29 protein-coding genes are annotated in these 25,760 nt (G+C 67.0%); 15 read left to right on the plus strand and 14 right to left on the minus strand.

Annotated features, from left to right (window positions below; all coding sequences use genetic code 11):
• Positions 1-17: 17 nt before the first annotated feature.
• The 3 genes from A9975_RS08230 (at position 18) to hslU (ending at position 3,285) form a co-directional block, all read left to right on the plus strand.
• On the plus strand, positions 18-1,004 hold the full coding sequence (locus tag A9975_RS08230; RefSeq protein WP_183032168.1) for a tripartite tricarboxylate transporter substrate-binding protein: 987 nt from the start codon (positions 18-20) through the stop codon (positions 1,002-1,004).
• A gap of 320 nt (positions 1,005-1,324) precedes the next feature.
• Positions 1,325-1,861 (plus strand): ATP-dependent protease subunit HslV, encoded by a 537-nt coding sequence (gene hslV, locus A9975_RS08235; RefSeq protein WP_006162714.1) that lies wholly within the window; start codon positions 1,325-1,327, stop codon positions 1,859-1,861.
• Between the two features lie 92 nt (positions 1,862-1,953).
• Positions 1,954-3,285: an ATP-dependent protease ATPase subunit HslU gene (gene hslU / locus A9975_RS08240; protein WP_183032169.1), complete on the plus strand. Its 1,332-nt coding sequence runs from the start codon at positions 1,954-1,956 to the stop codon at positions 3,283-3,285.
• 78 nt (positions 3,286-3,363) lie between these two features.
• Here the strand turns inward: hslU and A9975_RS08245 are convergent, their stop codons facing one another.
• Complete coding sequence (locus A9975_RS08245) at positions 3,364-3,915, minus strand: YcnI family protein (protein WP_220810660.1); 552 nt, start codon at positions 3,913-3,915, stop codon at positions 3,364-3,366.
• Between the two features lie 255 nt (positions 3,916-4,170).
• Here A9975_RS08245 and A9975_RS08250 point away from each other — a divergent pair, with 255 nt between their 5' ends.
• The 3 genes from A9975_RS08250 (at position 4,171) to A9975_RS08260 (ending at position 5,544) form a co-directional block, all read left to right on the plus strand.
• Positions 4,171-4,752, plus strand: coding sequence for a hypothetical protein (locus A9975_RS08250; RefSeq protein ID WP_183032170.1), 582 nt, complete (start codon positions 4,171-4,173; stop codon positions 4,750-4,752).
• Positions 4,753-4,831: 79 nt separating this feature from the next.
• Positions 4,832-5,035, plus strand: a complete 204-nt coding sequence (locus tag A9975_RS08255; protein WP_183032171.1) for a CsbD family protein — start codon at positions 4,832-4,834, stop codon at positions 5,033-5,035.
• Positions 5,036-5,247: 212 nt separating this feature from the next.
• Positions 5,248-5,544 carry a hypothetical protein gene (locus A9975_RS08260; protein WP_183032172.1) on the plus strand — a complete coding sequence of 99 codons (297 nt, stop codon included), beginning with the start codon at positions 5,248-5,250 and terminating at the stop codon, positions 5,542-5,544.
• Positions 5,545-5,567: 23 nt separating this feature from the next.
• Here the strand turns inward: A9975_RS08260 and A9975_RS08265 are convergent, their stop codons facing one another.
• Both A9975_RS08265 and A9975_RS08270 read right to left on the minus strand, forming a co-directional pair.
• Entirely contained in the window at positions 5,568-6,191 is a 624-nt protein-coding gene (locus tag A9975_RS08265; protein ID WP_253930220.1) for a response regulator transcription factor, read from the minus strand.
• A complete protein-coding gene (locus tag A9975_RS08270; protein ID WP_183032173.1) occupies positions 6,188-7,591 on the minus strand; it encodes an ATP-binding protein in 1,404 nt (467 codons plus the stop codon). Before A9975_RS08270 ends, A9975_RS08265 begins: the two co-directional genes overlap by 4 nt.
• Positions 7,592-7,805: 214 nt before the next feature.
• Between A9975_RS08270 and A9975_RS08275 the strand changes: the two genes are divergently transcribed.
• On the plus strand, positions 7,806-8,285 hold the full coding sequence (locus A9975_RS08275; protein WP_183032174.1) for a copper chaperone PCu(A)C: 480 nt from the start codon (positions 7,806-7,808) through the stop codon (positions 8,283-8,285).
• 43 nt (positions 8,286-8,328) lie between these two features.
• Here the strand turns inward: A9975_RS08275 and A9975_RS08280 are convergent, their stop codons facing one another.
• Positions 8,329-9,264 (minus strand): LysR family transcriptional regulator, encoded by a 936-nt coding sequence (locus A9975_RS08280; protein WP_174426049.1) that lies wholly within the window; start codon positions 9,262-9,264, stop codon positions 8,329-8,331.
• Between the two features lie 94 nt (positions 9,265-9,358).
• On the opposite strand from A9975_RS08280, the gene A9975_RS08285 reads away from it, so the two are divergent.
• Positions 9,359-9,871: a DMT family transporter gene (locus tag A9975_RS08285; RefSeq protein WP_183032175.1), complete on the plus strand. Its 513-nt coding sequence runs from the start codon at positions 9,359-9,361 to the stop codon at positions 9,869-9,871.
• Here A9975_RS08285 and A9975_RS08290 read toward each other — a convergent pair whose 3' ends face one another.
• The 3 genes from A9975_RS08290 to A9975_RS08300 form a co-directional block, all read right to left on the minus strand.
• The gene (locus A9975_RS08290; protein WP_183032176.1) at positions 9,872-10,099 is read right to left on the minus strand and encodes a cysteine-rich CWC family protein; all 228 of its coding nucleotides are present in this window, start codon (positions 10,097-10,099) and stop codon (positions 9,872-9,874) included.
• Positions 10,096-10,323 (minus strand): zf-HC2 domain-containing protein, encoded by a 228-nt coding sequence (locus A9975_RS08295; protein ID WP_174426052.1) that lies wholly within the window; start codon positions 10,321-10,323, stop codon positions 10,096-10,098. Before A9975_RS08295 ends, A9975_RS08290 begins: the two co-directional genes overlap by 4 nt.
• 90 nt (positions 10,324-10,413) lie before the next feature.
• Positions 10,414-10,992, minus strand: coding sequence for a sigma-70 family RNA polymerase sigma factor (locus A9975_RS08300; protein WP_183032177.1), 579 nt, complete (start codon positions 10,990-10,992; stop codon positions 10,414-10,416).
• A gap of 260 nt (positions 10,993-11,252) precedes the next feature.
• Here A9975_RS08300 and argB point away from each other — a divergent pair, with 260 nt between their 5' ends.
• The 3 genes from argB to slmA are packed head-to-tail and all read left to right on the plus strand — an operon-like array spanning position 11,253 to position 13,876.
• Positions 11,253-12,182 (plus strand): acetylglutamate kinase, encoded by a 930-nt coding sequence (argB, locus tag A9975_RS08305; RefSeq protein WP_006162725.1) that lies wholly within the window; start codon positions 11,253-11,255, stop codon positions 12,180-12,182.
• A 57-nt stretch (positions 12,183-12,239) separates the two neighbouring features.
• The gene (locus A9975_RS08310; protein ID WP_183032178.1) at positions 12,240-13,220 is read left to right on the plus strand and encodes a pyrimidine 5'-nucleotidase; all 981 of its coding nucleotides are present in this window, start codon (positions 12,240-12,242) and stop codon (positions 13,218-13,220) included.
• Positions 13,217-13,876, plus strand: a complete 660-nt coding sequence (gene slmA / locus A9975_RS08315) for a nucleoid occlusion factor SlmA (protein WP_183032179.1) — start codon at positions 13,217-13,219, stop codon at positions 13,874-13,876. Before A9975_RS08310 ends, slmA begins: the two co-directional genes overlap by 4 nt.
• 36 nt (positions 13,877-13,912) lie before the next feature.
• Here the strand turns inward: slmA and A9975_RS08320 are convergent, their stop codons facing one another.
• The 5 genes from A9975_RS08320 to creB form a co-directional block, all read right to left on the minus strand.
• Positions 13,913-14,818 (minus strand): DUF817 domain-containing protein, encoded by a 906-nt coding sequence (locus A9975_RS08320; protein ID WP_255503111.1) that lies wholly within the window; start codon positions 14,816-14,818, stop codon positions 13,913-13,915.
• A gap of 7 nt (positions 14,819-14,825) precedes the next feature.
• Positions 14,826-15,383 (minus strand): metal-dependent hydrolase, encoded by a 558-nt coding sequence (locus tag A9975_RS08325; protein ID WP_183032180.1) that lies wholly within the window; start codon positions 15,381-15,383, stop codon positions 14,826-14,828.
• Positions 15,384-15,399: 16 nt separating this feature from the next.
• Positions 15,400-16,827, minus strand: coding sequence for a cell envelope integrity protein CreD (gene creD / locus A9975_RS08330; protein WP_183032181.1), 1,428 nt, complete (start codon positions 16,825-16,827; stop codon positions 15,400-15,402).
• Between the two features lie 110 nt (positions 16,828-16,937).
• A complete protein-coding gene (gene creC, locus A9975_RS08335; protein WP_183032182.1) occupies positions 16,938-18,380 on the minus strand; it encodes a two-component system sensor histidine kinase CreC in 1,443 nt (480 codons plus the stop codon).
• 41 nt (positions 18,381-18,421) lie between these two features.
• Complete coding sequence (gene creB / locus A9975_RS08340) at positions 18,422-19,120, minus strand: two-component system response regulator CreB (RefSeq protein ID WP_183032183.1); 699 nt, start codon at positions 19,118-19,120, stop codon at positions 18,422-18,424.
• Between the two features lie 357 nt (positions 19,121-19,477).
• Here creB and A9975_RS08345 point away from each other — a divergent pair, with 357 nt between their 5' ends.
• Both A9975_RS08345 and metW read left to right on the plus strand, forming a co-directional pair.
• Positions 19,478-20,650, plus strand: a complete 1,173-nt coding sequence (locus A9975_RS08345) for a homoserine O-acetyltransferase (protein ID WP_183032184.1) — start codon at positions 19,478-19,480, stop codon at positions 20,648-20,650.
• Positions 20,647-21,258 carry a methionine biosynthesis protein MetW gene (gene metW, locus A9975_RS08350; protein WP_150989846.1) on the plus strand — a complete coding sequence of 204 codons (612 nt, stop codon included), beginning with the start codon at positions 20,647-20,649 and terminating at the stop codon, positions 21,256-21,258. The genes A9975_RS08345 and metW overlap by 4 nt, the downstream gene beginning before the upstream one ends.
• 41 nt (positions 21,259-21,299) lie before the next feature.
• Here metW and A9975_RS08355 read toward each other — a convergent pair whose 3' ends face one another.
• Positions 21,300-22,217 carry a LysR family transcriptional regulator gene (locus A9975_RS08355; RefSeq protein WP_183032185.1) on the minus strand — a complete coding sequence of 306 codons (918 nt, stop codon included), beginning with the start codon at positions 22,215-22,217 and terminating at the stop codon, positions 21,300-21,302.
• A 121-nt stretch (positions 22,218-22,338) separates the two neighbouring features.
• On the opposite strand from A9975_RS08355, the gene A9975_RS08360 reads away from it, so the two are divergent.
• Positions 22,339-23,283: a DMT family transporter gene (locus A9975_RS08360; protein WP_370564156.1), complete on the plus strand. Its 945-nt coding sequence runs from the start codon at positions 22,339-22,341 to the stop codon at positions 23,281-23,283.
• Between the two features lie 99 nt (positions 23,284-23,382).
• Positions 23,383-24,213, plus strand: coding sequence for an acyl-CoA thioesterase II (locus tag A9975_RS08365; RefSeq protein WP_183032186.1), 831 nt, complete (start codon positions 23,383-23,385; stop codon positions 24,211-24,213).
• Positions 24,214-24,273: 60 nt separating this feature from the next.
• On the opposite strand, the gene A9975_RS08370 is transcribed toward A9975_RS08365, so the two are convergent.
• A complete protein-coding gene (locus tag A9975_RS08370; RefSeq protein ID WP_043343074.1) occupies positions 24,274-25,530 on the minus strand; it encodes a muropeptide transporter in 1,257 nt (418 codons plus the stop codon).
• Between the last annotated feature and the right edge of the window lie 230 nt (positions 25,531-25,760).

A 25,760-nucleotide genomic window follows, 5' to 3' on the forward strand; every position in this document is an offset into this window, starting at 1 on the left:
GGTATCCAGGAGATAGCATGAAACGAGTTGCACAGTTTGTGGCTGCCGCGCTGACGGTCGGCGTGATGGGAGTGCATGCGGGCGCGCAAGCAGAGGAATTCCCCGGCAGCAAGCCGGTATCGGTGGTGGTGCCTTTTGCCGCGGGCGGCCCTACCGACAAGGTCTCGCGCGAGCTGGTCATGATCATGTCCAAGCACCTGGGTACAACGATGGTGATCGAGAACCTGGGCGGCGCAGGCGGCACCATCGGCGCCAAGAAGGTTGCGCAAGCCAAGGGCGATGGCTACACCATCCTGGTCCACCATATCGGCATGTCCACCGCGCCGGCGCTGTACCGCAACCTCGGCTTCGATCCGCTCAAGGACTTCGAAACCGTGGGCGAGATCGCCGACGTGCCGATGGTGATGGTCGGCAACAAGAACCTGCCGCCCTCCAACTTCAAGGATCTGCTGCCCTATATCAAAGCCAATGCCAGCAAGCTGTCGCTGGCCAATGCGGGCATCGGCTCGGCCTCGCACCTGTGCGGCCTGCTCTTCCTGAGCGCGATCCAGACCGACCTGACCACGGTGCCCTACAAGGGCACGGCGCCGGCGCTGACCGATATCCTGGGCGGCCAGGTCAACCTGATGTGCGACCAGACCACCAATATCGCCGGCCAGCTCAAGGCGGGCGCGCTCAAGCCGTACGCCGCCATGCAGAGCCGCCGCGTGGAAGCCTTCAAGGACATTCCGACGGCCGCCGAGCAAGGCCTGCCGGGCGTCGAAGTGAAGATCTGGCACGCCATGTACGCGCCCAAGGGCACGCCCAAGCCGGTGGTGGACAAGCTCTCGGCAGCGCTGCAAAAGGCTGTGACGGACCCTACCTTCCGCGCCAAGATGGCTGAGCTGGGCGCCGAAGCCGTGCCCGCGCAGCGCGCCACGCCGGAATCGCTGAAGGTCTTCCTGGCTGGGGAAATCGGCAAGTGGACCCCGGTGATCAAGAAGGCCGGCGTCTACGCAGACTGACCGGATGCGCCAACGCCGACTGAAGTGACGACGGTGGCTACTCCCTCTCCCCCAGCCCCTCTCCCGCACGCGGGAGAGGGGAGACCACCTGCGCAGATCCACCTTTGCCAGCAGTCTGAGGCCACGCGCGATGCGTGGCCTTTTTGTTTTTCATCCCCCTGGCTTGCCGCGTCCCCGCGCTTGCGGTGGCCGCCTCGTCTATATTGTTCTGGTTGCCGTCGGTGCGGCAACGGATGCGCACGTAGAGCCGCTTGCGGCGGCCCTTGAATTCATCGCGGCCGTCGCCACCTACGTCCCTGACATATTCTCGCGAAGCCATCATGGAACAGTATCACGGCACTACCATCGTCAGCGTCCGACGCGGCAACCAGGTTGCAGTTGGCGGTGACGGCCAGGTCACACTCGGCAATATTGTGATGAAGGGCACTGCCCGCAAGGTCCGCCGCATCTACAACGGCAAGGTACTGGTTGGCTTCGCCGGCAGCACCGCCGATGCCTTCTCGCTGCTCGACCGCTTCGAGGCCAAGCTGGAGAAGTACCAGGGCAACCTGACCCGCGCCGCCGTCGACCTCGCCAAGGACTGGCGCTCGGACCGCGCGCTGCGCCGGCTCGAGGCCATGCTGATCACCGCCGACCGCGACACCACGCTGGTGATCACCGGCAACGGCGACGTGCTCGACCCCGAAGGCGGCGTGGCCGCGATCGGCTCGGGTGGCGCTTATGCCCAGTCGGCCGCCAAGGCGCTGGTGGAGAACACCGAGCTTTCGCCCAAGGACATCGTCGAGAAGTCGCTGGGCATTGCCGGCGAGCTCTGCATCTACACCAACACCAATTTCGTCATCGAGACGCTGGAATGAGCGTCGGCCGGCCGCGCAATGACCTGACGCGCGGCCGCCTGGGCCCGGATGCAGCACCGCTCCGGTCCGTCGTCTTCCTCTGAACGGATACCATGTCGCATACCATGACCCCGTCGGAAATTGTTTCCGAACTCGACAAGCACATCATCGGCCAGAACAAGGCCAAGAAGGCGGTAGCGGTTGCGCTGCGCAATCGCTGGCGCCGCCAGCAGGTGGAAGAACCCCTGCGCCAGGAAATCACGCCCAAGAACATCCTGATGATCGGGCCGACCGGCGTCGGCAAGACCGAGATCGCGCGTCGCCTGGCCAAGCTGGCCGATGCGCCGTTCATCAAGATCGAGGCTACCAAGTTCACCGAGGTGGGCTATGTCGGCCGCGACGTGGACACCATCGTGCGCGACCTCGCGGAGATGGCGGTCAAGCAGGCGCGCGAATCTGAAATGAAGAAGGTGCGCGCCAAGGCCGAGGAAGCCGCCGAGGACCGCCTGCTCGACGTGCTGCTGCCGCCGCCGCGCGATATCGGCTTCAATCAGCCCGAGGAAAAGGATTCCAATACGCGCCAGGTGTTCCGCAAGAAGCTGCGCGAAGGCCAGCTCGACGACAAGGAGATCGAGCTTGAGGTCGCCGCCGGCTCGCCGAACATGGACATCATGGGTCCCCCGGGCATGGAAGACATGACCGAGCAGATCCGCACCATGTTTGCCGGCCTGGGCCAGGGCAAGAAGGCACGCCGCAAGATGAAGGTGCACGAAGCCTTCAAGCTGCTGATCGACGAAGAAGCCGCCAAGCTGCTCAATGACGAAGAGGTCAAGCACAAGGCTGTCGCCAACGTCGAGCAGAACGGCATCGTGTTCCTGGACGAGATCGACAAGATCGCCAGCCGCAGCGACGTGGGCGGCGCGGAAGTGTCGCGCCAGGGCGTGCAGCGCGACCTGCTGCCGCTGGTCGAGGGCACCACGGTGAATACCAAGTACGGCATGATCAAGACCGATCACATCCTGTTCATTGCCTCGGGCGCCTTTCACCTGTCCAAGCCGAGCGACCTGATCCCCGAGCTGCAAGGCCGCTTCCCGATCCGCGTCGAGCTGGAATCGCTGTCGGTCTCCGACTTCGAGGCCATCCTGACGCAGACCGACGCTAGCCTGACCAAGCAATACCAGGCGCTGCTGAACACCGAGCAGGTGCAACTGGTGTTCGCGCAGGATGGCATCCGCCGCCTGGCAGAGATCGCTTTCTCGGTCAACGAGAAGGTCGAGAACATCGGCGCGCGCCGCTTGTACACGGTGATGGAGCGGCTGCTGGAGGACCTGTCCTTCCATGCCACCAAGTCATCGGGCGAGACGGTCACCATCGACGCGGCCTATGTGGATGAGCGCCTGGGCGACCTGGCCGGCAACGAAGACCTGTCGCGCTACGTGCTGTAAGCCTTAGCCCGGTTCAGCGGCATCCAACGACAAAGGGCGCACTTCGGTGCGCCCTTTGTCGTTTTGCAATACGCCCGCTCAGTGCGCGTGCGCATGCCCCGCCGGCATTGGCGCGGTCAGCTCCAGCTCTGCCGCCGGCGTCTTCAGCTCGCGCAGGCTCTGGCCATCCGCGGGGATCTGCGTCCATTCGGTGCGCCCGTCCTCGCATTCCTGCACCACCGGGAAATACAGCTTGCCGGCCTGCTCGGGCAGCTTCATCAGCATCACGAACTCATCGAAATGCGCGTCGGCCAGCGAGCCGGCGAACCAGCGCAGCGTGCGCACGTCTTCGCTCACGGTCTTGCCGTGCGAGGTGTAGGGCTTGGCCAGCGGCGCGCGTTTCACTTCCAGTTGCCAGCCTGCCTTGGGCTGCGGATGGGCGCCTTGCACGCCTTCCGGGATGGTCACGGTGATGGCGCGGGTGGCGCTGCCGTTGCAGCCATGGCCCACCATCAGCGCGCCTTTGAAGTAGCTGCCTGCCGTCGCGGCCTTTTGCTCGAACACGATGTGCGCGAACGCGGCGGGCGTCCAGCTTGCGCCAAGCGAGGCCAGCGCGATGGTCAATGCGGGCAGCAGGCGGGATGCGGTCATGTGGATTCTCCTGGGATGCGCGTCAGTCTAGCGCCGAAGGACGCCCACGGGCCTGCGGCGCAGGGCCGCAGGCATTGTGTGCCCCGGAAATCATGTCGGAATTGTCTTACGCGGCTTTCGGAGCGTCACGCCTGATTGTAGGCGCCGCCCATGCGTACTCTGTACATACGGTGTGGACAAACGCGGATCGCACCCGGCATAGGCCAGGAGCGAGACCGCCCTCCACAATATCCGCCACTGAAAAAGGAGCACGACATGATGAAGAAATGGCTGAGCGCAGCAGTGTGTTCGATGATGTTTGCCGGTCCTGCCGCCTTCACGCTGGCGCATGCCGCACCCGCGGGTTCCAAAGCGGACTACGACGCGGCCGTGAAGACCGCCAGCGCCAACTACAAGGCCGCGCGCGCCCAGTGCGACAGCCTCAAGGACAACGCCAAGGACGTGTGCGTGAAGGAAGCCAAGCGCGACGAGGACGTGGCCAAGGCTAACGCCGAAGCGACCCGCGATGGCACGGCCAAGGCGCGCGCCAAGGCGGACAAGGTCAAGGCCGATGCCGACTACAGCGTGGCCAAGGAAAAATGCGACGACGCTAAGGGCAATGACAAGGATGTGTGCGTGAAGGAAGCCAAGGTTGCCCACGAGCGGGCCCTGGGTTCGGCCAAGGTCGAGAAGGCTGCCGCCACCGGCACCAGCACCGACGTCGCCGAAGCACGCGCCGACGCCAAGAAGGACACCATGGACGCCGCCTACAAGGCTGACAAGCAAAAGTGCGATGCACTGTCCGGCGACGCCAAGGACAAGTGCATGGCTGACGTGAAGACCAAGTACGCCAAGTAACTGGCCTGCATGCTGGCTCAGCAGGTTGAGCCAGCACGCCAGGTCGGCACGTCACCCATCCACGACAGAGGAAACGACCATGAATTGGGATCAGATCGCAGGCAAGTGGGACCAGGCCAAGGGTAAGGTCAAGGAAAAGTGGGGCCAGCTCACCGACGACGACCTTACCCAGATCCAGGGCAAGCGCGACCAGCTTGCCGGCCGGATCCAGGAGCGCTATGGCTACACCAAGGAGCGCGTGGAGGAGGAATTGAAGGCGTGGGAGCGTGATTCTCGCTGGTAAGAGACCCGGGTAAGACACGCTGGTAAAGAGAAGCAAAGAGAAGCAAAGAGAAGCAAAGAGAAGCAAAGAGAAGCGTAAGACAGGTAAGCATTCGTAAGCACGCTGGTGCGTGTTGCGATGCAATGCCAAAGTGGCGGCCGGCACGATCGAAGGATCGTAGCCGGCCGGTTAGCGCCCGCATCCCCAACCACCAACCTGGCAGGAGAAACGAAATGAAACGCGAGCTACTGTCCTCGTTCGGCGTACTGTGCGGCCTTGCCGCGGCAACTGTCTTTCTCTGCGTGCGCCCGGAGGCCGCGCCCGTGCATCGCCAGGCGAGCGCGCCGGTGGTGGCGAAGCCCGCCGTCCTGGCCGGCACCACGCTGCAAGCCGCGGTGGAACTGGCCGTGCAGGCCGGCGATCTCGGCTCGCGTGCCGACCGCCATGCCAGCGATGCGCTGCGCATTGCCGAGCAAGCCCCCGGGCGGGAAGAGGAGCTGGACTGGGACTACGTGCAGTTGCGCCTCTGAGCTTGCGGATTCGCGGCGGATGCCTAGCGCGATACCGGCCGCTTGCCCAGTTTGCGCTGCAGCGTGCGCCGATGCATATTGAGCGCGCGCGCGGTGGCCGAGATGTTGCCCTCGTGTTCGGACAGGACGCGCTGGATGTGCTCCCACTCCAGCCGGGCCACCGATAGCGGCACCGGCTCTTCCATGGCGGCTTCGGCTGCGTCTTCCGATACCCCGGCCATCAGCGCCGTCAGGATCGAATCCACATTGGCCGGCTTGGCCAGGTACTCATCGGCACCATGCTTGACCGCGGCCACCGCGGTGGCAATGCTCGCATAGCCTGTCAGCACCAGGATGCGCGCATCGGGCAACGCCGCGCGCAGCGGCGCGACCAGTTGCAGGCCAGACTCGGCTGGCGCGGTGCTGCCGGCTTCCGGCGGCGCGCTCAAGTGCAGGTCCAGCGTGATGTAGTCAAACGGCGTTTGTGCTGCCAGCGCCAGCGCCTGCTGGCGGTTATGGGCGATCTGCACGGCGTAGCCGCGGCGCGTCAGCGCGCGTGCCAGGGCGCCCGCGAACACGGCATCGTCGTCGACGACCAGGAAAGGAGCGGCATCGCTGGCGCCGGGCTGTGCGCCATCGGCGGCGGGATCGTGTAGTGCGTCGGTCATCGCGGGCTCGTTGTCAGGGTTGAGGCAAACGGTGAGGCGGCCGGTAAGGCTGCCAGGGAGGGCGCGGGCAGGCGCAGCTCGGCCACGGTGCCGCCCTCGTGGTGGTCATGCCAGGCCAGCCGGCCGCCCATCTGCTGGGCCGCGCTTTGCGCCAGGTACACGCCAATGCCCTGGCCGCCATGCATGCTGGTCATCGGTGCTTCGCCCAGGCGCGCGCGCTGGGATTTCGGGATGCCCAGGCCGCGGTCGGTGACGCGGAAGATCAGCGTCGGCAGCGCGCGGTTGTCCTCCAGCGCGATGGCCAGGCGCAGCGGAATCTGCTCGTGCCCCGCGGCCAGCTGGCTGCGCGCGGCGTTGTCCAGCAGGATCGTCAGGATCTGCCCCACGCGCGCGGCCTCCACCGGCAGGGCCGCGGCTTCGCCAATGGCATTGGCTTCCAGCCGGGCATGGGGGTGGCGCAATTGCCAGCGCTCCACATAGCCGTCCAGCCACGCATCGATGCGCTGTGGCGCCGCGGTCTCGTGGTCGTCGCGCAGGCGGGCCAGGATCGATTTGCACAGCTCGAGCTGTTGTTCCATGGTCTGCAGGTCCGGCAGGTAGGCGCACACTTGCGTGGTGGCCAGGCGCGGGTCCGCCGCATCGGCGCGCAGCTCGCCGGCGATGACCGCCAGCGTGGCCAGCGGCGTGCCGATCTCGTGGGCGACGGCCGCGGCCTGGTCGTTCAGCGCTTCGATGCGCGCATCGCGCAGCAACTGTTCGCGCGCCAGGTTGAGCTCCGCGTCGCGCTGGCGCAGCACGCCGGACAGGCGCGCCACGAAGACCGCGATCATGGTTGCGCTGGCGACAAAGTTGAGCCACATGCCGGCCAGGTGATAGTTGATGGCGTTGTCCGGGTTGTGCAGGTTCAGCGGCACATACTCGATCAGCATCAGGCTGTAGCAGGCCATCGCGTAGGCGGCGAGCGCGATCACGTTGCGCCACGGCAGGATGGCGGCGGCGATCGCCAGGCCTGGCAGGTAGAACGAGACAAAGGGGTTGGTCGCGCCGCCGGTGAAGAACAGGTTGGCCGACAGCGCCGTCAGGTCGACCATCAGCTGGCCCATCAGCTCGGCGTCGCTCGGCATGCCGCCGCGGCTGGTGTGCATGCGCAGGCGCAGGCCGGTGAGCAGGTTGAACACCGCCTGCAGGGAAAGGATCGCCAGCAGGGGACTGTACGGCAGGATCACGCCGGCCACGGCCTCGCACGAAACCAGCAGCACCGCTTGCCCGCCCATCAGCGCCCAGCGCAGCCAGAACAGCCGGCGCAGGCTCATCAGGTTGTGGCGGACCGGGATGATGCTCGTGGCGGAGCCGGGGCGGGAGGGGGCCGTGTCTGGCGGCACGGCTGCGATGGTATCCATGCCGCGAGTTTAACAACGACCGGCGCCCGGCCTGCCGCGTGCGACACCGTGCCGCATTGGTCGGCGCCGGGGCCGCTGCCAGACTGAACGGTTCGCTGCCGGGTAGCCAACCGGCCGGTTCCTCGATTTGCGCCGCCTGGCTCACGTCGCCAGGGACGTCATGGTCTAATGTTCTCTTTGTGCAGTCCTTTGAATCTCAGTGGAGATAGTCCAGATGCAAGCCAGATTCCTCGCCGCGGTGCCCACCGCCCTGCTCGCCGCGCTGTGCTCGAGCGCAGCATTTGCCCAGGTCGATGTCAGCAACGCCTGGGCGCGCGGCACCGTGCCGGCGCAGACCGCCACCGGTGTCTTCATGACCCTGCATGCGCACGAGCCCGCCAAGCTGATCGGCGTCAGCACGCCGGCGGCCGCCACGGCCGAAGTGCATGAGATGAAGATGGACGGCAACGTGATGCGCATGCGCGCCATCGGCGCGCTCGACCTGCCCCGCATGCAGGACGTCGAGCTCAAGCCGGGCGGCTATCACGTGATGCTGATGGGCCTCAAGGCGCCGCTGAAGAAGGGTGACACCGTGCCGCTGACGCTCAAGATCGAGCAGGGCGGCAAGGTGATCGAGCAGAAGGTCGACGCCGAAGTGCGCGACCTCACCGCAACGGCGCCGGCCTCCGGCGCGCACGGTGACCACAAGCACTGAAGCACTGAAGCACTGAAGCTGTACAGGCAGCTTGCCGGGCTGCCTAGCTGCGCAGGCTGATCGCGTCGTCCGGCTCGTCGCCGGCGGCCACCGCGATCACGCGGTCGCGCAGCCAGCTATGGCCGGGATCGGCGTCGGTACGGTCGTGCCAGATCAGGCTGAAGCCAAAGCCCGGCAGGGGAAAGGGCGGATCGAACACCGCGAAGCGCGGGTCCTCCTCGAACGCGGCCAGGCTGCGGCGCGCCGTGGTCAGGACCAGGTTGGTGCCGGCAATCAGCGCTGGCGCCACGCTCCAGTGGGGCAGCACGCAGGCAATCTTGCGCCGCCCGCCCACCTTGGCCACGGCGGCGTCGATGGCATCCACGCGCTCGCTGTGGGCCGCCACCAGCACATGCGAGCGGGCCAGGTATGCCACCTGGTCGAGCTTGCCCAGGCCACGCACCGTGGCCGCATCCACCATGCAGGCATAGGTTTCCTCGAACAGCTCCGTGCAGTGCACGCCTTCCGGGGGCTGCCCGAACACGCCCAGCGCCAGGTCGATCTCGCCGTCCGCGACCTTGGCTGTCATGGCTTCGCGGCTGGCCTGGCTGACCACCAGGTCGATGCCCGGGGCGATCTTGCGCACCGCGCGCAGCAGGCCGGGCAGCAGCGCCATGGCGCCGTAGTCGGACATGGCCAGGCGGAAGCTGCGGCGCGCCGTGGCGGGCTGGAAGCCGGACGGCCCCAGCAGGATGCGCACCTGCGCCAGCGCCTCGGCCAGCGGGCCCGCCAGTTCGTGGGCGCGCGCGCTCGGCACCAGGCCGCCCTGGCCGCGCACCAGCAGCGGGTCGTCCAGCAACTGGCGCAGGCGGCCCAGCGCGTGGCTCACCGCAGGCTGGCTGAGGTGCAGGCGCAGCGCGGCGCGCGAAATATGTCGTTCGGCCAGCAGGGCTTCCAGCACCACCAGCAGGTTCAGGTCGATACCGCGGAGATCATTCATCCGGCGCATATTAACGCTATGAAACGAGAATTGGAAATTCGCGGCGCAATATTTCACACTGAGGCATCCGATTCTTGGCGAAGGAGATGCCGATATGCATGGTACTAATCACTTTTCGCCGGCGCTTGCCGGCCTCGTTCCTGTCCTGGTGACCGTCGTTTCCGGGGTGCTGATTCCCTTCCAGGGCGGCGCCAATGCCACGCTCGGGCGCAGCCTGGGCCATCCGTTGTGGGCCACCTTGGTTTCGCTGCTGGTCAGCCTGGCGGTGGTGCTGCCGCTGCTGTGGCTGCTGAAGGTCCCGCTGCCCTCGCTGGCGGCGGGCGGGCCGGCCTGGATGTGGGTCGGCGGCGTGGCGGGCGTGTTCTACATTACCGTGGCGCTGGTGCTGTCCCCGCGCCTGGGCGCCGGCGGCTTTATCGCGGCGGTGGTGGCGGGGCAGATGGTGGGCGCGCTGCTGCTGGACCAGTTTGGCCTGGCGGGCTTCGCGGCGCGCGCCGTGACACCGGGGCGCCTGGCCGGCGCTGCGCTGGTGGTGCTGGGGGTGGTGGTGATGCAGTTCACCGCGGCGGGCGCGGCTGGCGCAACGCCAGCGCAGGCGGCGAACTGATCAGCCTTTGGCTTGTGCCTGGCCGGCATCCTCGCGGCGGCGCGCCAGGCAGGCGGGGCACAGGCAGTGCTGGCCCGGCACGATCTGGCGGGCGGCCAGCAGCGGCTGGGTGGCGCACCAGCAGTGGGGCAGGCCGGCGGCATAGCCGCAGACAAAGCCGGCGCCGCAGGCGCTGCAATGCTCGATGGGGCGCAACTGCCCTGTCAGCACCGTGGCCGGATCGCTCACGGCTTGTCCCCGGGCAGTTCGTCTTCCTGGCCCAGCCGGGACATGGCGGAGCGCATCAGCCGCATCTGGCCCGAAAAGTTCGTGCACGCGTCGCAAATGGCCATGTGCCCGCGCATGCGCACGCGCTCGAACCAGCTCAGCGGCCGGTCCATGCTTTCCATGGTCAGGTGGTGGATCTCGCGGCAGTTTGGCAACAGCCGGCGGCGGGAGGGCGTATCAGGCATGGCTTCCTTCGGTCGGACAGGCGGTTTCGGGCCGGGGCAGCTTGCCTGGCTGCCCCGGCCTGCTTACAAGCTCGGGCGAGCGCCAGGCGCTCACGCCTTCTGCCCAAACCAGTTCAGTTCCAGGCACTCGCGCAGGCGCATGCGGGCTCGGTACAGCATGACCCAGGCATTAGTCGTCGTGATCTCGAGTTCCTGACAGATTTCTTCGGTTTCCAGCTCTAGCCATTCCCGCATCATGAAAATCCGGCCGATCTTGGCGGGCAGCTTGTCCACGCACAGCTGGAGGATCTCGAAGAACTCGCGGCGCTCCAGTGCGCGGTCCGGGTTGCCCCAGTCGGAAGGTGGCGTATGGTAGTGGCCGTTCTTGGCGAACAGGGCGTCGAAGGCATCGATATCCGATTGCGCCTCGCCGTCTTCGTCGCCGCCGCCGAGCGTCAGGCGTACTTCGCGCCGGCCGCTGCGCAGCGTATCGATGATCTTGTGCTTGAGGATGCCGATGAGGTAGGTCTTCAGCGCGGACTGGCCGCTGAAGCGCTCCGGGTGTTCCAGCGCGGCTACCAGGGTGTCGGAGACGGTATCCTCGGCCAGTGCCTGGTCGCGTAGTTGCAGGCGGGCAAATCGCAGCAAATGGGGGCGCAGGGCGCTAAGATCGTCGGGGTGCAGGCTCATTGTGTTGCCGCTATTCGGTGGCGATGCGACTGTTGGACAACCGTTGGACAACTGTTGCGTGGATAGAACGCCATGGTGCGCCGCAGTACGCATGCACCGGTTTTGAACCCCCGCTGCACCACCGTCTGCACGCGTGCGCCGCGGTTTCTTGTAAAATCGGCGCCTGCCGCGGCCGGAGGTGGCCTATGCGGGGTAAAAAGCCCCTTAACCCATGGCTCACCGCCGGTCAGAATTGCCATGATACCTGTTGAATCTCACGGATGTCCCTTGCCATGAACGCCGACACCCCTGGGCCTGCCGCTACCGCGGTGGCCGCAATTGCCCCAGCCCTCAAGGCCGAAATCCTTGCCGAGGCGCTGCCCTATATCCGCAAGTTCCACGGCAAGACCATTGTGGTCAAGTACGGCGGAAACGCCATGACCGAGGAAAAGCTCAAGCACGGCTTCGCGCGTGACGTGATCCTGCTCAAGCTGGTTGGCATGAACCCGGTCGTGGTTCACGGCGGTGGCCCGCAGATCGACGAAGCCCTGAAGAAGGTCGGCAAGGTCGGCACGTTTATCCAGGGCATGCGCGTCACCGATGAAGAGACCATGGAAGTGGTCGAATGGGTGCTTGGTGGCGAAGTGCAGCAGGACATCGTCATGCTGATCAACCAATATGGCGGCCAGGCCGTGGGCCTGACCGGCAAGGACGGCGGCCTGATCCGCGCCAAGCGCCTCAAGATGCCGGACCGCGAAAGTCCCGGTGCCTTCATCGACATCGGCTTCGTGGGCGATATCGAGGCCATCAATCCGGCGGTGGTCAAGGCCCTGCAGGACGACGCCTTCATCCCGGTGATCTCGCCGATCGGCTTTTCCGACGACGGCCAGGCCTACAACATCAACGCCGATGTGGTGGCGGGCAAGATGGCCGAGATCCTCAAGGCCGAGAAGCTGGTCATGATGACCAACATCCCGGGCGTGATGGACAAGGCCGGCAACCTGCTGACCGACCTGTCGGCGCGCGAGATCGAGGAACTGTTCGCGGATGGCACCATCTCCGGCGGCATGCTGCCCAAGATCTCGTCGGCGCTGGACGCGGCCAAGAGCGGCGTGAATTCGGTGCACATCATCGACGGCCGCATCGAACACTCGCTGCTGCTGGAAATCCTGACCGAACAAGCGTTCGGCACCATGATCCGTTCGCACTAGAACGCATCTACGGCAGCGCGCGCCGCGCGCTGCCGCTTCACTTCTTTTTCTTCCCGCGTGCCCTCTATTTCCCCGCCCTTGCGCCGCAACCTGCGCGGTGCGCGCCGACGCCGCCCCGCGGGCGACAATTCCGGCCGCACGGTCTGGCTGTTCGACCTCGACAACACGCTGCACGACGCGTCGCATGCGATCTTTCCCGCCATCAACCAGTTGATGACGGCGTATGTCGCGCGCGTGCTGGGCAGTGACGAGGCCACCGCCAGCGAGGTTCGGGTGAAGTACTGGCAGCGCTATGGCGCGACGCTGCTGGGCATGATCCGCCACCACAACGTGGACCCGGCCGACTTCCTGCGCGCCGCGCATGATTTCCCCGAACTGGCGGAGATGGTGCGGGTGCAGCGCGGCCTGGTCGGCCACCTGCGCCGCCTGCCCGGGCGCAAGATCCTGGTGACCAACGCACCGGAGCAATACGCGCGCGCGGTGATGAAGGTGGCTGGCATCCAGCAGTGTTTCGAGCGGGTGGTCGCGATTGAGGACATGTGGGTGCACGGCCATCTGCGGCCCAAGCCGGACCGGCGCATGTTGCGCCGGTTGCTGGTGCAGCAACGGGTGGCGCCGCACCGCGCGGTGCTGGTGGAAGACACGTTGTCTCACCTCAAGCGCTACGCGGGCACGGGCATTCGCACGGCCTGGGTGACGGGCTACCTGCGCACGCTGGCGCCATCGCGTCCGCACGACGTGCCGATGCCCGCGGACTCCGCCGTGGCGGGCGTCAGCGGCGACGCCGTGCTGCGCAGCACGCTGGATGCGCAGGACCGGCAGCACACCGGCCACGCCGCGCAGGAACATTCAGTGACGCTGGTGGCGGCCGAGACGCAGGATCCGCCCGCGCTGGCGACTGGCACGACAGCGCCGCAGGCGCTGCCGCCATCGGCGCCGCGCGTGCGGGCGCGGATCGTAAATCGCCCCGGCTATGTGGACGTAAAAGTACAATCCATGCATCAACTCCAACGACGAATGCGGAGAATCGGGTCATGATGCACAGTAACGGGCACCCATCGGGTGCGGCTCCGGCCGCCGCCGGGCAGGGCACAGGCGCGGACGGGGCGCCGGCACGCAAACGCCCGCGTCCTGGCGAGCGGCGTGTGCAGATCCTGCAGACGCTGGCCGGGATGCTGGAAGTGCCGCGCGGGGAAAAGGTCACCACCGCGGCGCTGGCCGCCAAGCTCAGCGTATCGGAGGCGGCGCTGTACCGCCATTTCGCCAGCAAGGCGCAGATGTTCGAAGGCCTGATCGGCTTTATCGAGCAGACCGTCTTCGGACTGATCAATCAGATCACCACCCAGGAAGAGCATGGCTTGCGCCAGGCGCACGCCGTGGTGCGCATGCTGCTGTCCTTTGCCGAGAAAAATCCCGGCATGACGCGCGTGCTGACCGGCGAAGCGCTGGTGGGCGAGCATGATCGCCTGCAGGAGCGCATCAACCAGGTCGTGGACCGGATCGAGGCCTCGCTGCGGCAGTGCCTGAAGATCGCCATCAGCCAGGGTGCGTTTCCGCCCGACGCCGATGTGCCGGTGCGCGCCGCGCTGATCGTGGCGACCGTGCAGGGACAGTGGCATCGCTATGCCAAGAGCGGCTTTCGCAAGCTGCCCAGCGAGAACGCGGACGCGCAACTGCGCGTGCTGCTGGGCTAAGCGCCGCTGGCGGCCCCGCTCGGGGCCGCCTCTCCTTCAGGCCGCCGGCACGTGAATGCTGGCCTTGATGTGCTTCAGGTTGGCCACGATGGTGAACGTCATCACGATCAGCAGCGACCACGAACTCCATTTGCCCACATGCACCGCGGACCACGCGCCCAGCTGGTTGGGGTAGCGCCACACCGCAAAGAACGTGCTGATGTTCTCCGCGATCCAGACGAACAGGCCGATCAGCACGAACGCCAGCAGCAGCGGCATCTCGCGCTCCCGGTCCAGCGGGCGGAAGCGCACCGTGCTGCGTGCATACAGCCCGGCAATGCCGCAAGCCAGGTACCAGCGGTAGTCGCCGATATAGTGGTGCGTGAAGAAGTTCGCGTACACCAGCGCCGCCATCAGGCCGGCCATCCAGTGCGGCGGATGGTGCCGCACGCGCACGTCCAGGATGCGCCAGGCCTGGATGATGTAGCTGCCCACCGCCGCGTACATGAAGCCTGAAAACAGCGGCACGCCCAGCACCTTGGTGTAGGCAAAGTCAGGATAGCTCCACGACTGGATGCCGCCCGATGTCTTGAAAACCTCCAGCGCAAAACCCACCACGTGGAATAGGCTGATGGCCCTGAGTTCGTCCAGCGTCTCCAGCCGTGCCCACACCATCGCCGCCTGGATCACGACTGCTGCCGCCAGCAGCAGGTCGTAGCGGGGGACGCCCATCCAGCCGCCGCGCGGCACGGCGAAGACCGCCAGGAAGAACAGTCCCGCGAACAGGCACGAGCGCGCCTCCTTGACGCCGAAAGCGAGGAACTCGCAAAGTCCGCGGCGCGCGCCGGCCAGCGCCAGGCCGGGGCGGGGCGCGGTGAGCAGGCGGTCGAAGCGGTTGGATGCGGCGTGCCGGCCGCTGTGCAGCTGGAACGGATCGGGCAGGCGCTTCGTAGCGGTGATCATGTTGGCCTCAATCCGCATAGGCGCGCGCGAGCGCACGCTGCCGGGTGGGCTTGTCACGCTCGATCCACTGACGCAGCGCAACACCGGAAGCCGCCAACGTCATCAGCGGCAAGCCGATCCACAGGCATTCCAGCCAGAAGCGCGTTGCGCCGAACAGCCCGGCGCAGGTCAGTGGTAGTGGCCGCCACGGTAGCGTCACGCGCTGGTCAGCGAACGGATAGAACAGCGCCGTGCCGATGCCGCGGTCGGTCAGCAGGTCCAGCAAGGGATGCGACACGGCGCTCAGCGCGACGAACACGAACGCGATGCCGCGCCGCCAGCCGCAGCGCCGCGCCGCCAGCGCGGCCAGCAGGCCCAGCGCTACCGCGAAGCCGATCGAGTGGGTCAGGCCGCGGTGGCCCAGCAAGGTGTTGTAGCGCACCCCGGCGTACCAGACGTTGAGCATGTCGACATCCGGCACGATGCTCGCTGCGACGCCGGCCAGCAGCAGGCCGGCCGGCACCCGCCGCCGTCCCAGCACGGCCGCCAGCGCGAGTGGCGGGGCGCAATGAAGGTAGGTTGGCATGACGTCGCTCCTTCGATCAGGCCGATGCCGAGGCCGCGGCCGCGTCTTCTTCGCCGGTCGGGGCGGCAGGCTTGTCGCGCAGCGGCTGCCATGCGGCGCCCGCGGCGTACCAGTCGATGCGCCGGGTCATCACCATGATGGCGGCCAGGATCACGAACATCAGCAGCGAGCCCAGCATCAGCGCGTTGTCCTCCGACAGCAGCAGGCCATAGAGCGCGCCGTACAGCACCGTCAGCAGCGTGGCAAAGGCCAGCCCGCGCCGCCAGCTCTGCAGCACGAACGACAGGTAGAACCCCAGCAGCCCGATGCAGGCACCGCTGGCCGCCAGGTAGGCCAGCGCGAACGAGATATGCTCGGACAGGCTCAGCAGCAACAGGAAGAACACCGCGAGCGCCAGGCCTACCAGCAGGTACTGGATCGGGTGGATGCGCAGGCGCTTGATGAGCTCGAACATGAAGAAGCCGGCAAAGGTCAGCAGCACGAACATGGCGCCGTACTTCACCGCGCGCTCCGCCTGCAGGTAGATGTTGACCGGATCGATCAGCGTCACCGACACCGTTTCCAGCGTGCCGTCGCCCGAGCCAGCGAGCTGGCCGCGAGCCTTGGTGTTGTACGAGGTCACGCTCCAGTTGCTGCGAAAGCCTTGCGCGGTCACGCTGCGGGTGCGCGGCAGGAAGTCACCGTCGAAACTCGGATGCGGCCAGGCGGAATCGAGCGAGATATCGTTCTGGTCGCCTACCGGGGTGAAGGCCAGCGACTGCGCGCCCAGCAGCGGCAAGGTCAGCGAGAACGGCACCACGCGCTGTGCCTGTGCGGACCTGCCATCCAGGCCGGGCTTGGCGGCCTTGGCGGGCGGCAGGTCGATCTCGGCGTGCAGGCCTTGGGACAGGCTCTTGAGCAGTGCGCCTTGCTCCAGCTTCAGCGCCTTGCCGTCCAGCTCGAACGCAGGCGCCGCCATGAGGCCACGCGTGTCGCTGATGCCGATCGTGATGTACGGCTGGCCCACCTCAAAGCCGACGTGGCCGGCCGAGCGCGGCAGCTCGGCCGGATCGGGCAGCGCGATGGTGCCCTGCCAGCGGCTTTGCATCTCGTACACCAGCACCTTGTGAATGCCGCGGTAGCGCTCGCTCGGCGTGACCTCGCCCTTGACGCGCAGCGTGGTGGGGAAGACCAGCAGTTGCCCAGCCTCCGCCTGCAGCACGGTGGCATTGGGCCGCTTGGGGTCGCTGCTGTCCGTCACGCGCAGGATCTCCTTGTACGGCAGCACCAGCACCGGGCCGGTCAGGGTTTGCGGGCCGGCGTAGCTCTGCCAGACGCTGCGCACCGCTTCCTCGCGGTAGTGCTTGCGGTCCTGCACGGCGTTGCCCACGAGGTGCAGCGGGATCAGGATCAGCAGGATCAGGAACGCCGTGATGGCGGACTTGAAAAACAGGATTCGGTTCATGGCGGCAGGCGCGCGGGAGTGACGATGCCGCTAGCTTAGGCTTGCCATGTGAGCCGCCGCGGAAGCCTGCGTGAAGCGATTCGCGCGATTGTGTGTTGAGTGTGAAGCCGCTAGGCCGCAGGCAGCGTCAGCGTCGCGCACGCGCCCCCCTCGGCGCGGTTGGCCAGCTTGATGTCACCGTGATGCAGCGTGGCGATCTCGCGTACGAAGCACAGGCCCAGCCCGGTGCTCTTGTCCTGCCCGCCGGGGCGCGGCAGCGAATAGAAACGCTCGAACAGGCGCGGCAGCGCATAGTCGGGAACGCCTGGGCCGTGATCGGTGACGCGCACGGCGATCATGTGGGCGGGCTCATTGCCGTGCGCCACGGACACGTCGACCGTGCTGGCCGCCGGCGCAAAGTCGATGGCATTCTCCAGCAGGTTGCCAAGCGCCTGGTGCAGCAGGAACGGATCGCCCCTCACCACCGCTGCGGGCTGGCCCGGCGGCAGCAAGCGCAGCGTCAGGTCGCGCTGGCGGGCGCGCGGCTCCAGCTCATGCAGCAACTGCTCGATCAGCGGCTCCAGTGCGACCGGCGCGTGGGTCTCCAGGCTCTGGCGTTGCTCCAGCGCCGCGAGCGCCAGCAGCTTGCGGATCATTTCCTCAAGCCGCTGCGCCTGCCGCCGGATATTGGCGACGAAGCGGTTGCGGTCAGCGGCCGGCATGTCTTCCTGCAGCAGCTCGGCGGCGCCGCCGATGGCCGCCAGCGGGCTCTTCATCTCGTGCGTCAGCGTATGGATATAGTGCTCGACGTACTGTTTGTCTTCCAGCCGCAGGCGCATGCTCTCCACCGAGCGCCCCAGCTCGGCCAGCTCGCTGGCGCCGCGCAGCGGCATCTCGGCGCGCTCGCCCGACGCCACCGCACGCGCGTAGCGCTGCAGGCGGCGCAGGCCGTGCACCAGCCATAGCGTGCAGGCCAGGCCGATCACGAACGCACCGCCCATCAGCAGCAGGCCGTTGAGCAGGATCTTGCGCTGGCTGCGCTCGATGAACGGCGCCATGGTCACATTGGGCTTGGCCACGGTCAGCACGCCGATGGTCTTGTTGCCGTCGCGGATGGGGGCTGCCACGTGCATCACTGTGCTGGCGTCGTCGTCGGGGTTGGCGCGGGTGCTGCGCGCGCCGTACTCGCCGCGCAGCGTGCGGTAGACGTCGTTCCAGCGCGAGTAATCCGCGCCCACGGCGGCCTCGCCGGAATCGAAGCGCACGATGCCGCGCTCGTCCGTGATGTAGATGCGGTAGCCCACCGCATCCTTGTGCATGCCCCACACATTGGCGTCGACCTTGTCCTCGCGCAGCCGCGCCAGGCGGCGCGCGAAGGCGCCGTTGGCAATGCGTCCGTTCTTCATGTCGTCGGCGGCCAGCACTGCCAGCACGTGGGCGGTGTCGACCAGCGTGTCTTCCATGGCCTGCCGCACGCCGGGCTTGACCTCCTGCACGAACACCCGCAGCGTGAGGAAAGCCGCCAGCCCGACGATCAGGAAGAAGCCGAAGAAGATGCGAAGCCCGATATGCATGCGTGGCCGTGGGTGGGTTGTGAATGAAGTGGAAGCCGGGCTCAGATTTCGAGCGAATACCCCATGCCGCGATGGGTGCGGATCGAATCGCACTCGGGGTCGAGCGCGCGCAGCTTGGCGCGCACCGTCTTGATATGCGTGTCGACGGTGCGGTCGATGGTGTCGACCGCATCGTGCCAGACCAGGTCCATCAGCTGCGCGCGCGAATAGATGCGCCCGGGGTGCTGCAGCAGCAAGGCCAGCAGCCGGTACTCGTAGCGGGTCAGGTCGAGCCACTGGCCACGCCAGGCCAGGCGCGCGCCGTCGGCATCGAGCGTGAAGCCTTCGGGCGGCGCCGGGGCTTGCACCGGCGCCTGCGGTGCTGCGCGCTTGCCGGCACGCCGCAGGATAACGCGCACCCGCGCCGCCAGTTCGCGCGGCGAGAAGGGCTTCACTACATAGTCGTCTGCGCCGATTTCCAGGCCGACGATGCGGTCGATTTCCTCGTTGCGCGCGGTGAGGAAGATCACCGGCACATCGGAGAAGGTACGCAGCGTGCGGCAGACTTCGAAGCCATTGATGTCGGGCAGGCCCACGTCCAGGATCACCAGGTCCGGCGCCTGGGCGCGCAGGCGCGCCAGCGCGGCGCTGCCGAGCGCGCAATGCTCGACCGTCATGCCTTCGGTGGAGAGCGCATAGAGGATGGTGTCCGCGATCGCGGATTCGTCTTCGATGACCAGGATGCTGGGTGGTTTCGTCAAGGCTGGATTGGCGTTTGGTTGGCGTCTGGCGGCGCGCCGCCGCCGGCGCGTTTGTTTGCTCTATAATAAGCGGGTCGCGCCGATTTGAAGACTGGCTTGCGGGCGCGCGGCGGCATGGTAACCCCTGGAGGATTGGTTTTGGGGGTTCCGGCAGCCAATATAAATGCGGCTAAAGAGGTAGGTCGGTTCCCTGCCACGCAAGGCACCGGCACGCGGGACGCAAGACCCGTGCAAAACCCGATTTGGCTGCGCCGTCGTTGATGCTGTGCTTGATGTCAGGTTTGATGTCATCCGCAGGCAATGTCCACGCAAGGCCGGTCGGGTTTTTTTACGCCTGTTTGCCAACGGGCTTATTCCATGACAGACGTAGCTCCGCCTCCTGCCGCGCTTGCCCTGCCGACCGACTCGGTCGGCATCGTCGCGCCGCAGTGCATGCATTTCACCGAGCCGTTGAAGCTGCGCAACGGCACCTCGCTCGCCGACTACGACCTGATGGTCGAGACCTACGGCACGCTCAACGCCGCCCGCTCCAACGCCGTGCTGGTGTGCCACGCGCTTAACGCCTCGCACCACGTGGCCGGCGTGTACGCGCACGACCTGCGCGATGTCGGCTGGTGGGACAACATGGTCGGCCCGGGCAAGCCGCTCGACACCGACCGCTTCTTCGTCATCGGCGTCAACAACCTTGGCTCCTGCTTCGGCTCGACTGGCCCGATGAGTGCCAACCCCGCCACCGGCCAGCCCTACGGCGCCACCTTCCCGGTAGTCACCGTGGAAGACTGGGTCAATGCCCAGGCGCGCGTGGCGGACCGGTTCGGCATCACCCAGTTCGCGGCGGTGATGGGCGGCAGCCTGGGCGGCATGCAAGCGCTGGCCTGGAGCCTGATGTACCCGGATCGGCTGCGCCACTGCATCGTGGTGGCCTCCACGCCCAAGCTCTCGGCGCAGAACATCGCCTTCAACGAGGTCGCGCGCAGCGCCATCCTGTCGGACCCCGATTTCCACGGCGGCAACTACTACGCGCACGGCGTCAAGCCCAAGCGCGGCCTGCGCGTGGCGCGCATGATCGGCCATATCACCTACCTGTCCGACGAGGACATGGCGGAGAAATTCGGCCGCGAGCTCAAGACCGATGACATCCGTTTCTCCTTCGATGTCGAGTTCCAGGTGGAGAGCTACCTGCGCTACCAGGGCGACAAGTTCGCCGAGTACTTCGACGCCAACACCTACCTGCTGATCACGCGCGCGCTCGATTACTTCGATCCGGCGCTGGCCTTCGGCGGCGATCTCACGCGCGCGGTGTCGCAGACGCGGGCCAGCTTCCTGGTGGCCAGCTTCACCACCGACTGGCGTTTCGCCCCCAATCGCAGCCGCGAGCTGGTCAAGGCCCTGCTCGACAACAAGCGCCCGGTCAGCTACGCGGAGATCGATGCGCCGCACGGGCACGATGCCTTCCTGCTGGACGACCCGCGCTACCACAACCTGATGCGCGCCTACTACGAACGCATCGCCGAGGAGATAGGCGCATGAACGCCGCGGCCAACCCCAATATCCTGGCGCTGCGCCCCGACTTCCGCGCCATCGCGCGCTGGATCGAGCCCAATTCCACCGTGCTCGACCTGGGCTGCGGCGACGGCAGCCTGCTGCGCGTGCTGCAGGACGAGCTCGACGTGCAGGCCTACGGTATCGAGATCCAGGACGAAGGCGTGCTGGCATGCGTGCAGAAGGGCGTGCACGTGATCCAGCAGAACCTGGAAGGCGGCCTGGCGCTGTTCGAGGACAAGAGCTTCGATACGGTGATCTTGTCGCAGACGCTGCAGACCATCCACAACACCGCGCAGGTCCTGCGCGAGACGCTGCGGGTGGGGCGCGAATGCATCGTGTCCTTCCCCAACTTCGGCTACTGGCCGCACCGGCTGTCGGTGTTCCGCGGGCGCATGCCGGTGTCGGAGGCGCTGCCGTACCAGTGGTACAACACGCCGAATGTACGGGTGCTGACCATCAGCGACTTTGAATCGCTGGCGTCCAAGGTCGGCCTGCGCATCCTCGACCGCGTGGTGATGCACGAGGGCGTGACGGTCAACTGGGGCTCGAACTGGCGCGGCAGCCTGGCGGTGTACCGGGTTTGCGCCACCTGAGCCGGCGAGGGCGGGGGGGCTGCGCTTAGCCGCCCGCCGCGCTAGCCGCTGGTTTCCAGCGCGGCCTGCGCCACCAGGTAGTCAATCAAGGCGCGCACCTTGGGGGCCAGGTGGCGGGTTGGCGTGTAGACCGCGAAGGCCGTGCCTACGTAGGGTTCAAGGATTTCCCAGTCGTCCAGCACCGGCACCAGGCTGCCCGACGCCAGCGCCGCGGCGGCCGAGAAGTCCGGCACCAGCCCGATGCCCCCGCCGGCCTGCGCCATGGCGACAATGGCCGCGCTGTTGTTGAGCGTGACCTTGGGCGGGATGCGCAGCGCCACGGTCTGCCCGTCGCGCCTGCGCCGCAGGCTCCAGCGCTCGCCAAAGGCGCCATAGCCCAGGTAGAGGCAGCGATGCCCGGCTAACGCCGCCGGCTCGGCTGGCGTGCCATGCCGCGCCAGCCAGCCGGGTGCCGCCACCAGCCGGTAACGCACCGCGCGGATTGGCCGCGCTGCCAGCCCCGGCGCCAGTTCGCGCGCAATGCGGATGGCCACGTCCACGCCTTCTTCCACCAGGTCCACCAGGCGGTCCGCCAGCGTCAGTTGCAGGTCCAGTGCGGGAAATCGGTCCAGCAGGGCCGGCAGCCGTGGCGCCAGCCAGGCCTGCCCGAACACCACCGGTGCGCTGACCCGCAGCAGGCCGTGCGGCGCGCCGCCGTGGTCGCTGGCCAGCGTGCTGACTTCCTGCGCCGCGGCCACCATCCGGGCGCACGCGGCGTGCACTGCCTGTCCGAGCTCAGTCAGGGTGAAGGCGCGCGTGGTCCGTTGCAGCAGGCTGCCGCCGATGGCCGCTTCCAGCCGCGTCACATGGCGGCTGACGGCGGAGGGTGTCATGCCAAGCTCGCGGGCGGCGGCGGAGAAACTGCCGCATTCCACCACCCGGGCGAATACGGCCATGGCGTTGAGTTGCGCGACCGGCATGGGCTGGCTCTCGCATTTATGATTACAGATCAAATAGTAATTGCTTATCGGATGAATTGTTGACCTGAATGCACGATGGAACAATGACGTCCAAGCGTACGAAGCTCCGTAGGAGACATCCATGAATATCGATCGATCTGGCGCCGCCGTGGCTTCCCCGGCCGCCACCCAGGCCCCGCAGGCCACGGAACCCGCACGGCGTGGCGGTGCCTGGCGCATGGTGGCCGCCATGGCCCTGTCGGGCACCATCGGCTGGTTCGTGGTGACCAGCGGGCAGTCGCCGCTGGACGTGGTGTTTTTCCGCTGCATCTTCGGCGGCGCCGCGCTCCTGGGCACGCTCGCCCTGCGGCGCGGCTGGCAGCCCATGCGCGCCCGCGACTGGGGCTGGCTGGCGCTGGGCGGGGTCACGCTGATCTTCAACTGGCTGGCCTTGTTCTCTGCCTATTCGTACAGCGGCATTTCGGTGTCCACGGTCGTTTATCACACCCAGCCCTTCTTCCTGTTGCTGTTGGCGGCGCTGTTCCAGCGCGAGGCCATCGCGCCCGGACGCCTTGCCTGGCTGGTGCTGGCCTTTGGCGGCGTGGTGCCGATTACCGGGCTGGAGCACGGCGGTGCCACCGGCAGTATGCTGGCCGGGGTCGGGCTGGCGATGCTGGCGGCCTTGCTGTACGCCATCACCACCATGGCCACGCGCCGCCTCAAGGGGATTCCGGCGGGGCAGATCGCGGGCCTGCAGATGGCGATGGGGGTGGTCATGCTGTTCCCCCTGGCGCATCCGGCGGTCGAGACGTTCGGCGGGCGGACCTGGGGGGCATTGCTGGCGCTAGGCCTCGTGCATACCGGCGTGATGTACACGCTGCTGTATGGCGCCTTCCAGCGCCTCAACGTGCTGTCGATCGCCACGCTCTCGTTTGTCTATCCGCTGGTGGCCATCGTGATTGATGTGCTGGTGTTCGGGGTGGTGCTCACGCCGCTGCAACTCGCTGGCATGGCGCTGATCCTGTTGGCGGTGATCGGCAACCAGCTTGGCTGGAATCCGCTGCGGCGGGCGCGGGCGGGGGGCTGACCCTGCGGCGGACTGGAGGGGGCGCCCGGTTGAGGCGGTGCCAGCGCCCGTCCGCCGTTTGCAGTATTATCGAACGATCGTACTTTTTTGGTCCCAAACATGTCCGCCACGCCAGCCAGCCAGACCGTCCATTCCTTCGACCACGCGATCGCGCTGGAGCCGGCGGGAGGTAATCTCTTCCACGGCCGCACCACGCCGGCCTACTGGAACATGATCGGCCCCTTCGGTGGCATCACGGCGGCCACCTTGCTGCAAGCCGTGCTGCAGCATCCCGAGCGGCTGGGCGATCCGTCCGCGCTGACCGTCAACTTTGCCGGCCCGATCGTCGAAGGGCCGTTCGTGATCGAAGCGCGTCCGGTGCGCACCAACCGCAACACCCAGCACTGGACCATCGAGCTGCGCCAGGGCGATGAAGTGGCGACCACGGCCACCGCCTTCTTCGCCGTGCGCCGCGAGACCTGGAATTGTGGCGAAGCCGTGTTCCCGCAGGTGCCGCCGGCAAGCGATGTCGCCCCGATGGCCGGTTTCGCACCGGTGCGCTGGCTGGATGCGTATGAGTTGCGGCCGGTGCGCGGCGCCAAGCCGAATGTCGAGGTCGGCACCGAGAACCCGGACAGCGTGACCCAGTTCTGGCTGCGCGACGCGCCCGCGCGTACGCCGGACTTCGCCGCGATGGCGGCGTGGTGCGACACCTTCTACCCGCGGATCTTCCTCAAGCGCTCCGGCTTCGTGCCGGCCGGCACGGTGTCGCTGACCACGTACTTCCATGCCGACGGCCCGACCCTGGCCGCGCTGGGCAACAGCCACGTGCTGGGCAGCGCCCAGGCGCAGGTGTTCCGCCAGGGCTTCTTCGACCAGAGCGCGCAGATCTGGAGCCCGCAGGGAGAACTGCTCGCGACCTCGCACCAGATCGTCTACTACAAGCAGTAAGAGGCCATTTTGAAACAGCCTCCGAGCGAGTCAGCGTTCGCGCTGCTGGGTGTCGGGGGGCTAGGCCGCGGCGCGGGCCCGGGCTTCGTAGCGATGCACGGTGTTGCGCATCGCCCAAAGCAGCACTACGCCGGGCACCGCCACCACCACGGTGCTCAGGTAAAACGCCGACCAGCCGAAGGCCTCCACCAGGTAGCCCGAGCTGGGGCCAACATAGACGCGCCCGACCGACGCCAGCGCCGAGAGCAGCGCGTACTGGGTGGCCGAGAACGAGCGGTTGCACAGCGTCATCAGCAGCGCCACGAAGGCCGCCGTGCCCATGCCGCCACAGAGGTTCTCCACCGCGATGGTGGCGCCCATGGTCCACAGGTGGGGCGGCGTCACCGCCAGGATCCAGTAGCCGAGGTTGGACACCCCCTGCAAGATGCCGAACAGCATCAGTGAGCGGTACAGGCCCAGGCGCACCATCAGCGTGCCGCCGAACAGCGCGCCCACAATGGTGGCGGCCAGTCCTAGCGTCTTGTTGACCAGGCCGACTTCGCCGGCCGAAAAGCCCACGCCGCGGATCAGGAAGGTGGTGGACAGGCTGCCGGCAAACGCATCGCCCAGCTTGTAGAGCACGATCAGCAGCAGCAGCCACCAGGCGCCCGGGCGCGAGAAGAAGTCGCGCAGCGGGCCCAGGATGGCTTCCTCCATGGAGCGCGGCGTGCGCGCCGGCGATTCCGCCTCGGGCGCCCACAGCAGGCTGACGATGCCGATGCCCATCAACCCCGCCATCAGCAGGTACATCTGCTGCCAGCCCAGCACGCGGTCGGCCAGCCACAGTGCCAGCCCGCCCGACACCAGCATCGCCAGCCGGTAGCCCAGCACCTTGACCGCCGCTCCCACGCCACGCTCCGGCGCGCGCAGCACGTCGGTGCTGTAGGCGTCGAACACGATGTCCTGCGAGGCAGACAAGAAGGCCACCAGCGTGGCCAGCGCCGCCAGTGTCCACAGCGCCTCGTGCGGCGGGCAGAAGGCCATGCCCGCGATGCCCAGCACCAGCCCGATCTGGGTCACCAGCAGCCAGCCGCGGCGCCGGCCCAGCAGCGGCGGCGTATAGCGGTCCATCAGCGGGGCCCACAGGAACTTGAAGATATAGGCCTGGCCCACCAGCGAGAAAAAGCCGATGGTCTTGATATCCAGCCCTTCCACCGTCATCCAGGCCTGCAATGTGCCGGAGGTGAGTGCCAGCGGCAGCCCGGACGCGAAGCCCAGCGTGAGCATGGCGCCGATGCGGCGATTGCGGAAAATGTCGAGATAGGCTTGAAAGGTCATGAATCAGGATGGCAAGCGGGGCAATCGGAGCAAATCGGGGCAATCAGGCTGGGCAAGGCGCCGTGTATTATTGCATTACCGTCAGCGCCGCCCCGATGCGCGGGGCGCGCCGGGCCCGGACCGTGTCCTGGCCGCATCAACCCTTGCTCACCCTGCTTGCCGAAAACCGCATCCAAGGAATCGTCCATGTCCGATCGCCAGCGTTGTCAGTACCGCCACCGGCGGGCCGG

The sequence above is a fragment of the Cupriavidus sp. UME77 genome, assembly GCF_014170355.1.
Lineage (GTDB): Bacteria > Pseudomonadota > Gammaproteobacteria > Burkholderiales > Burkholderiaceae > Cupriavidus > Cupriavidus basilensis.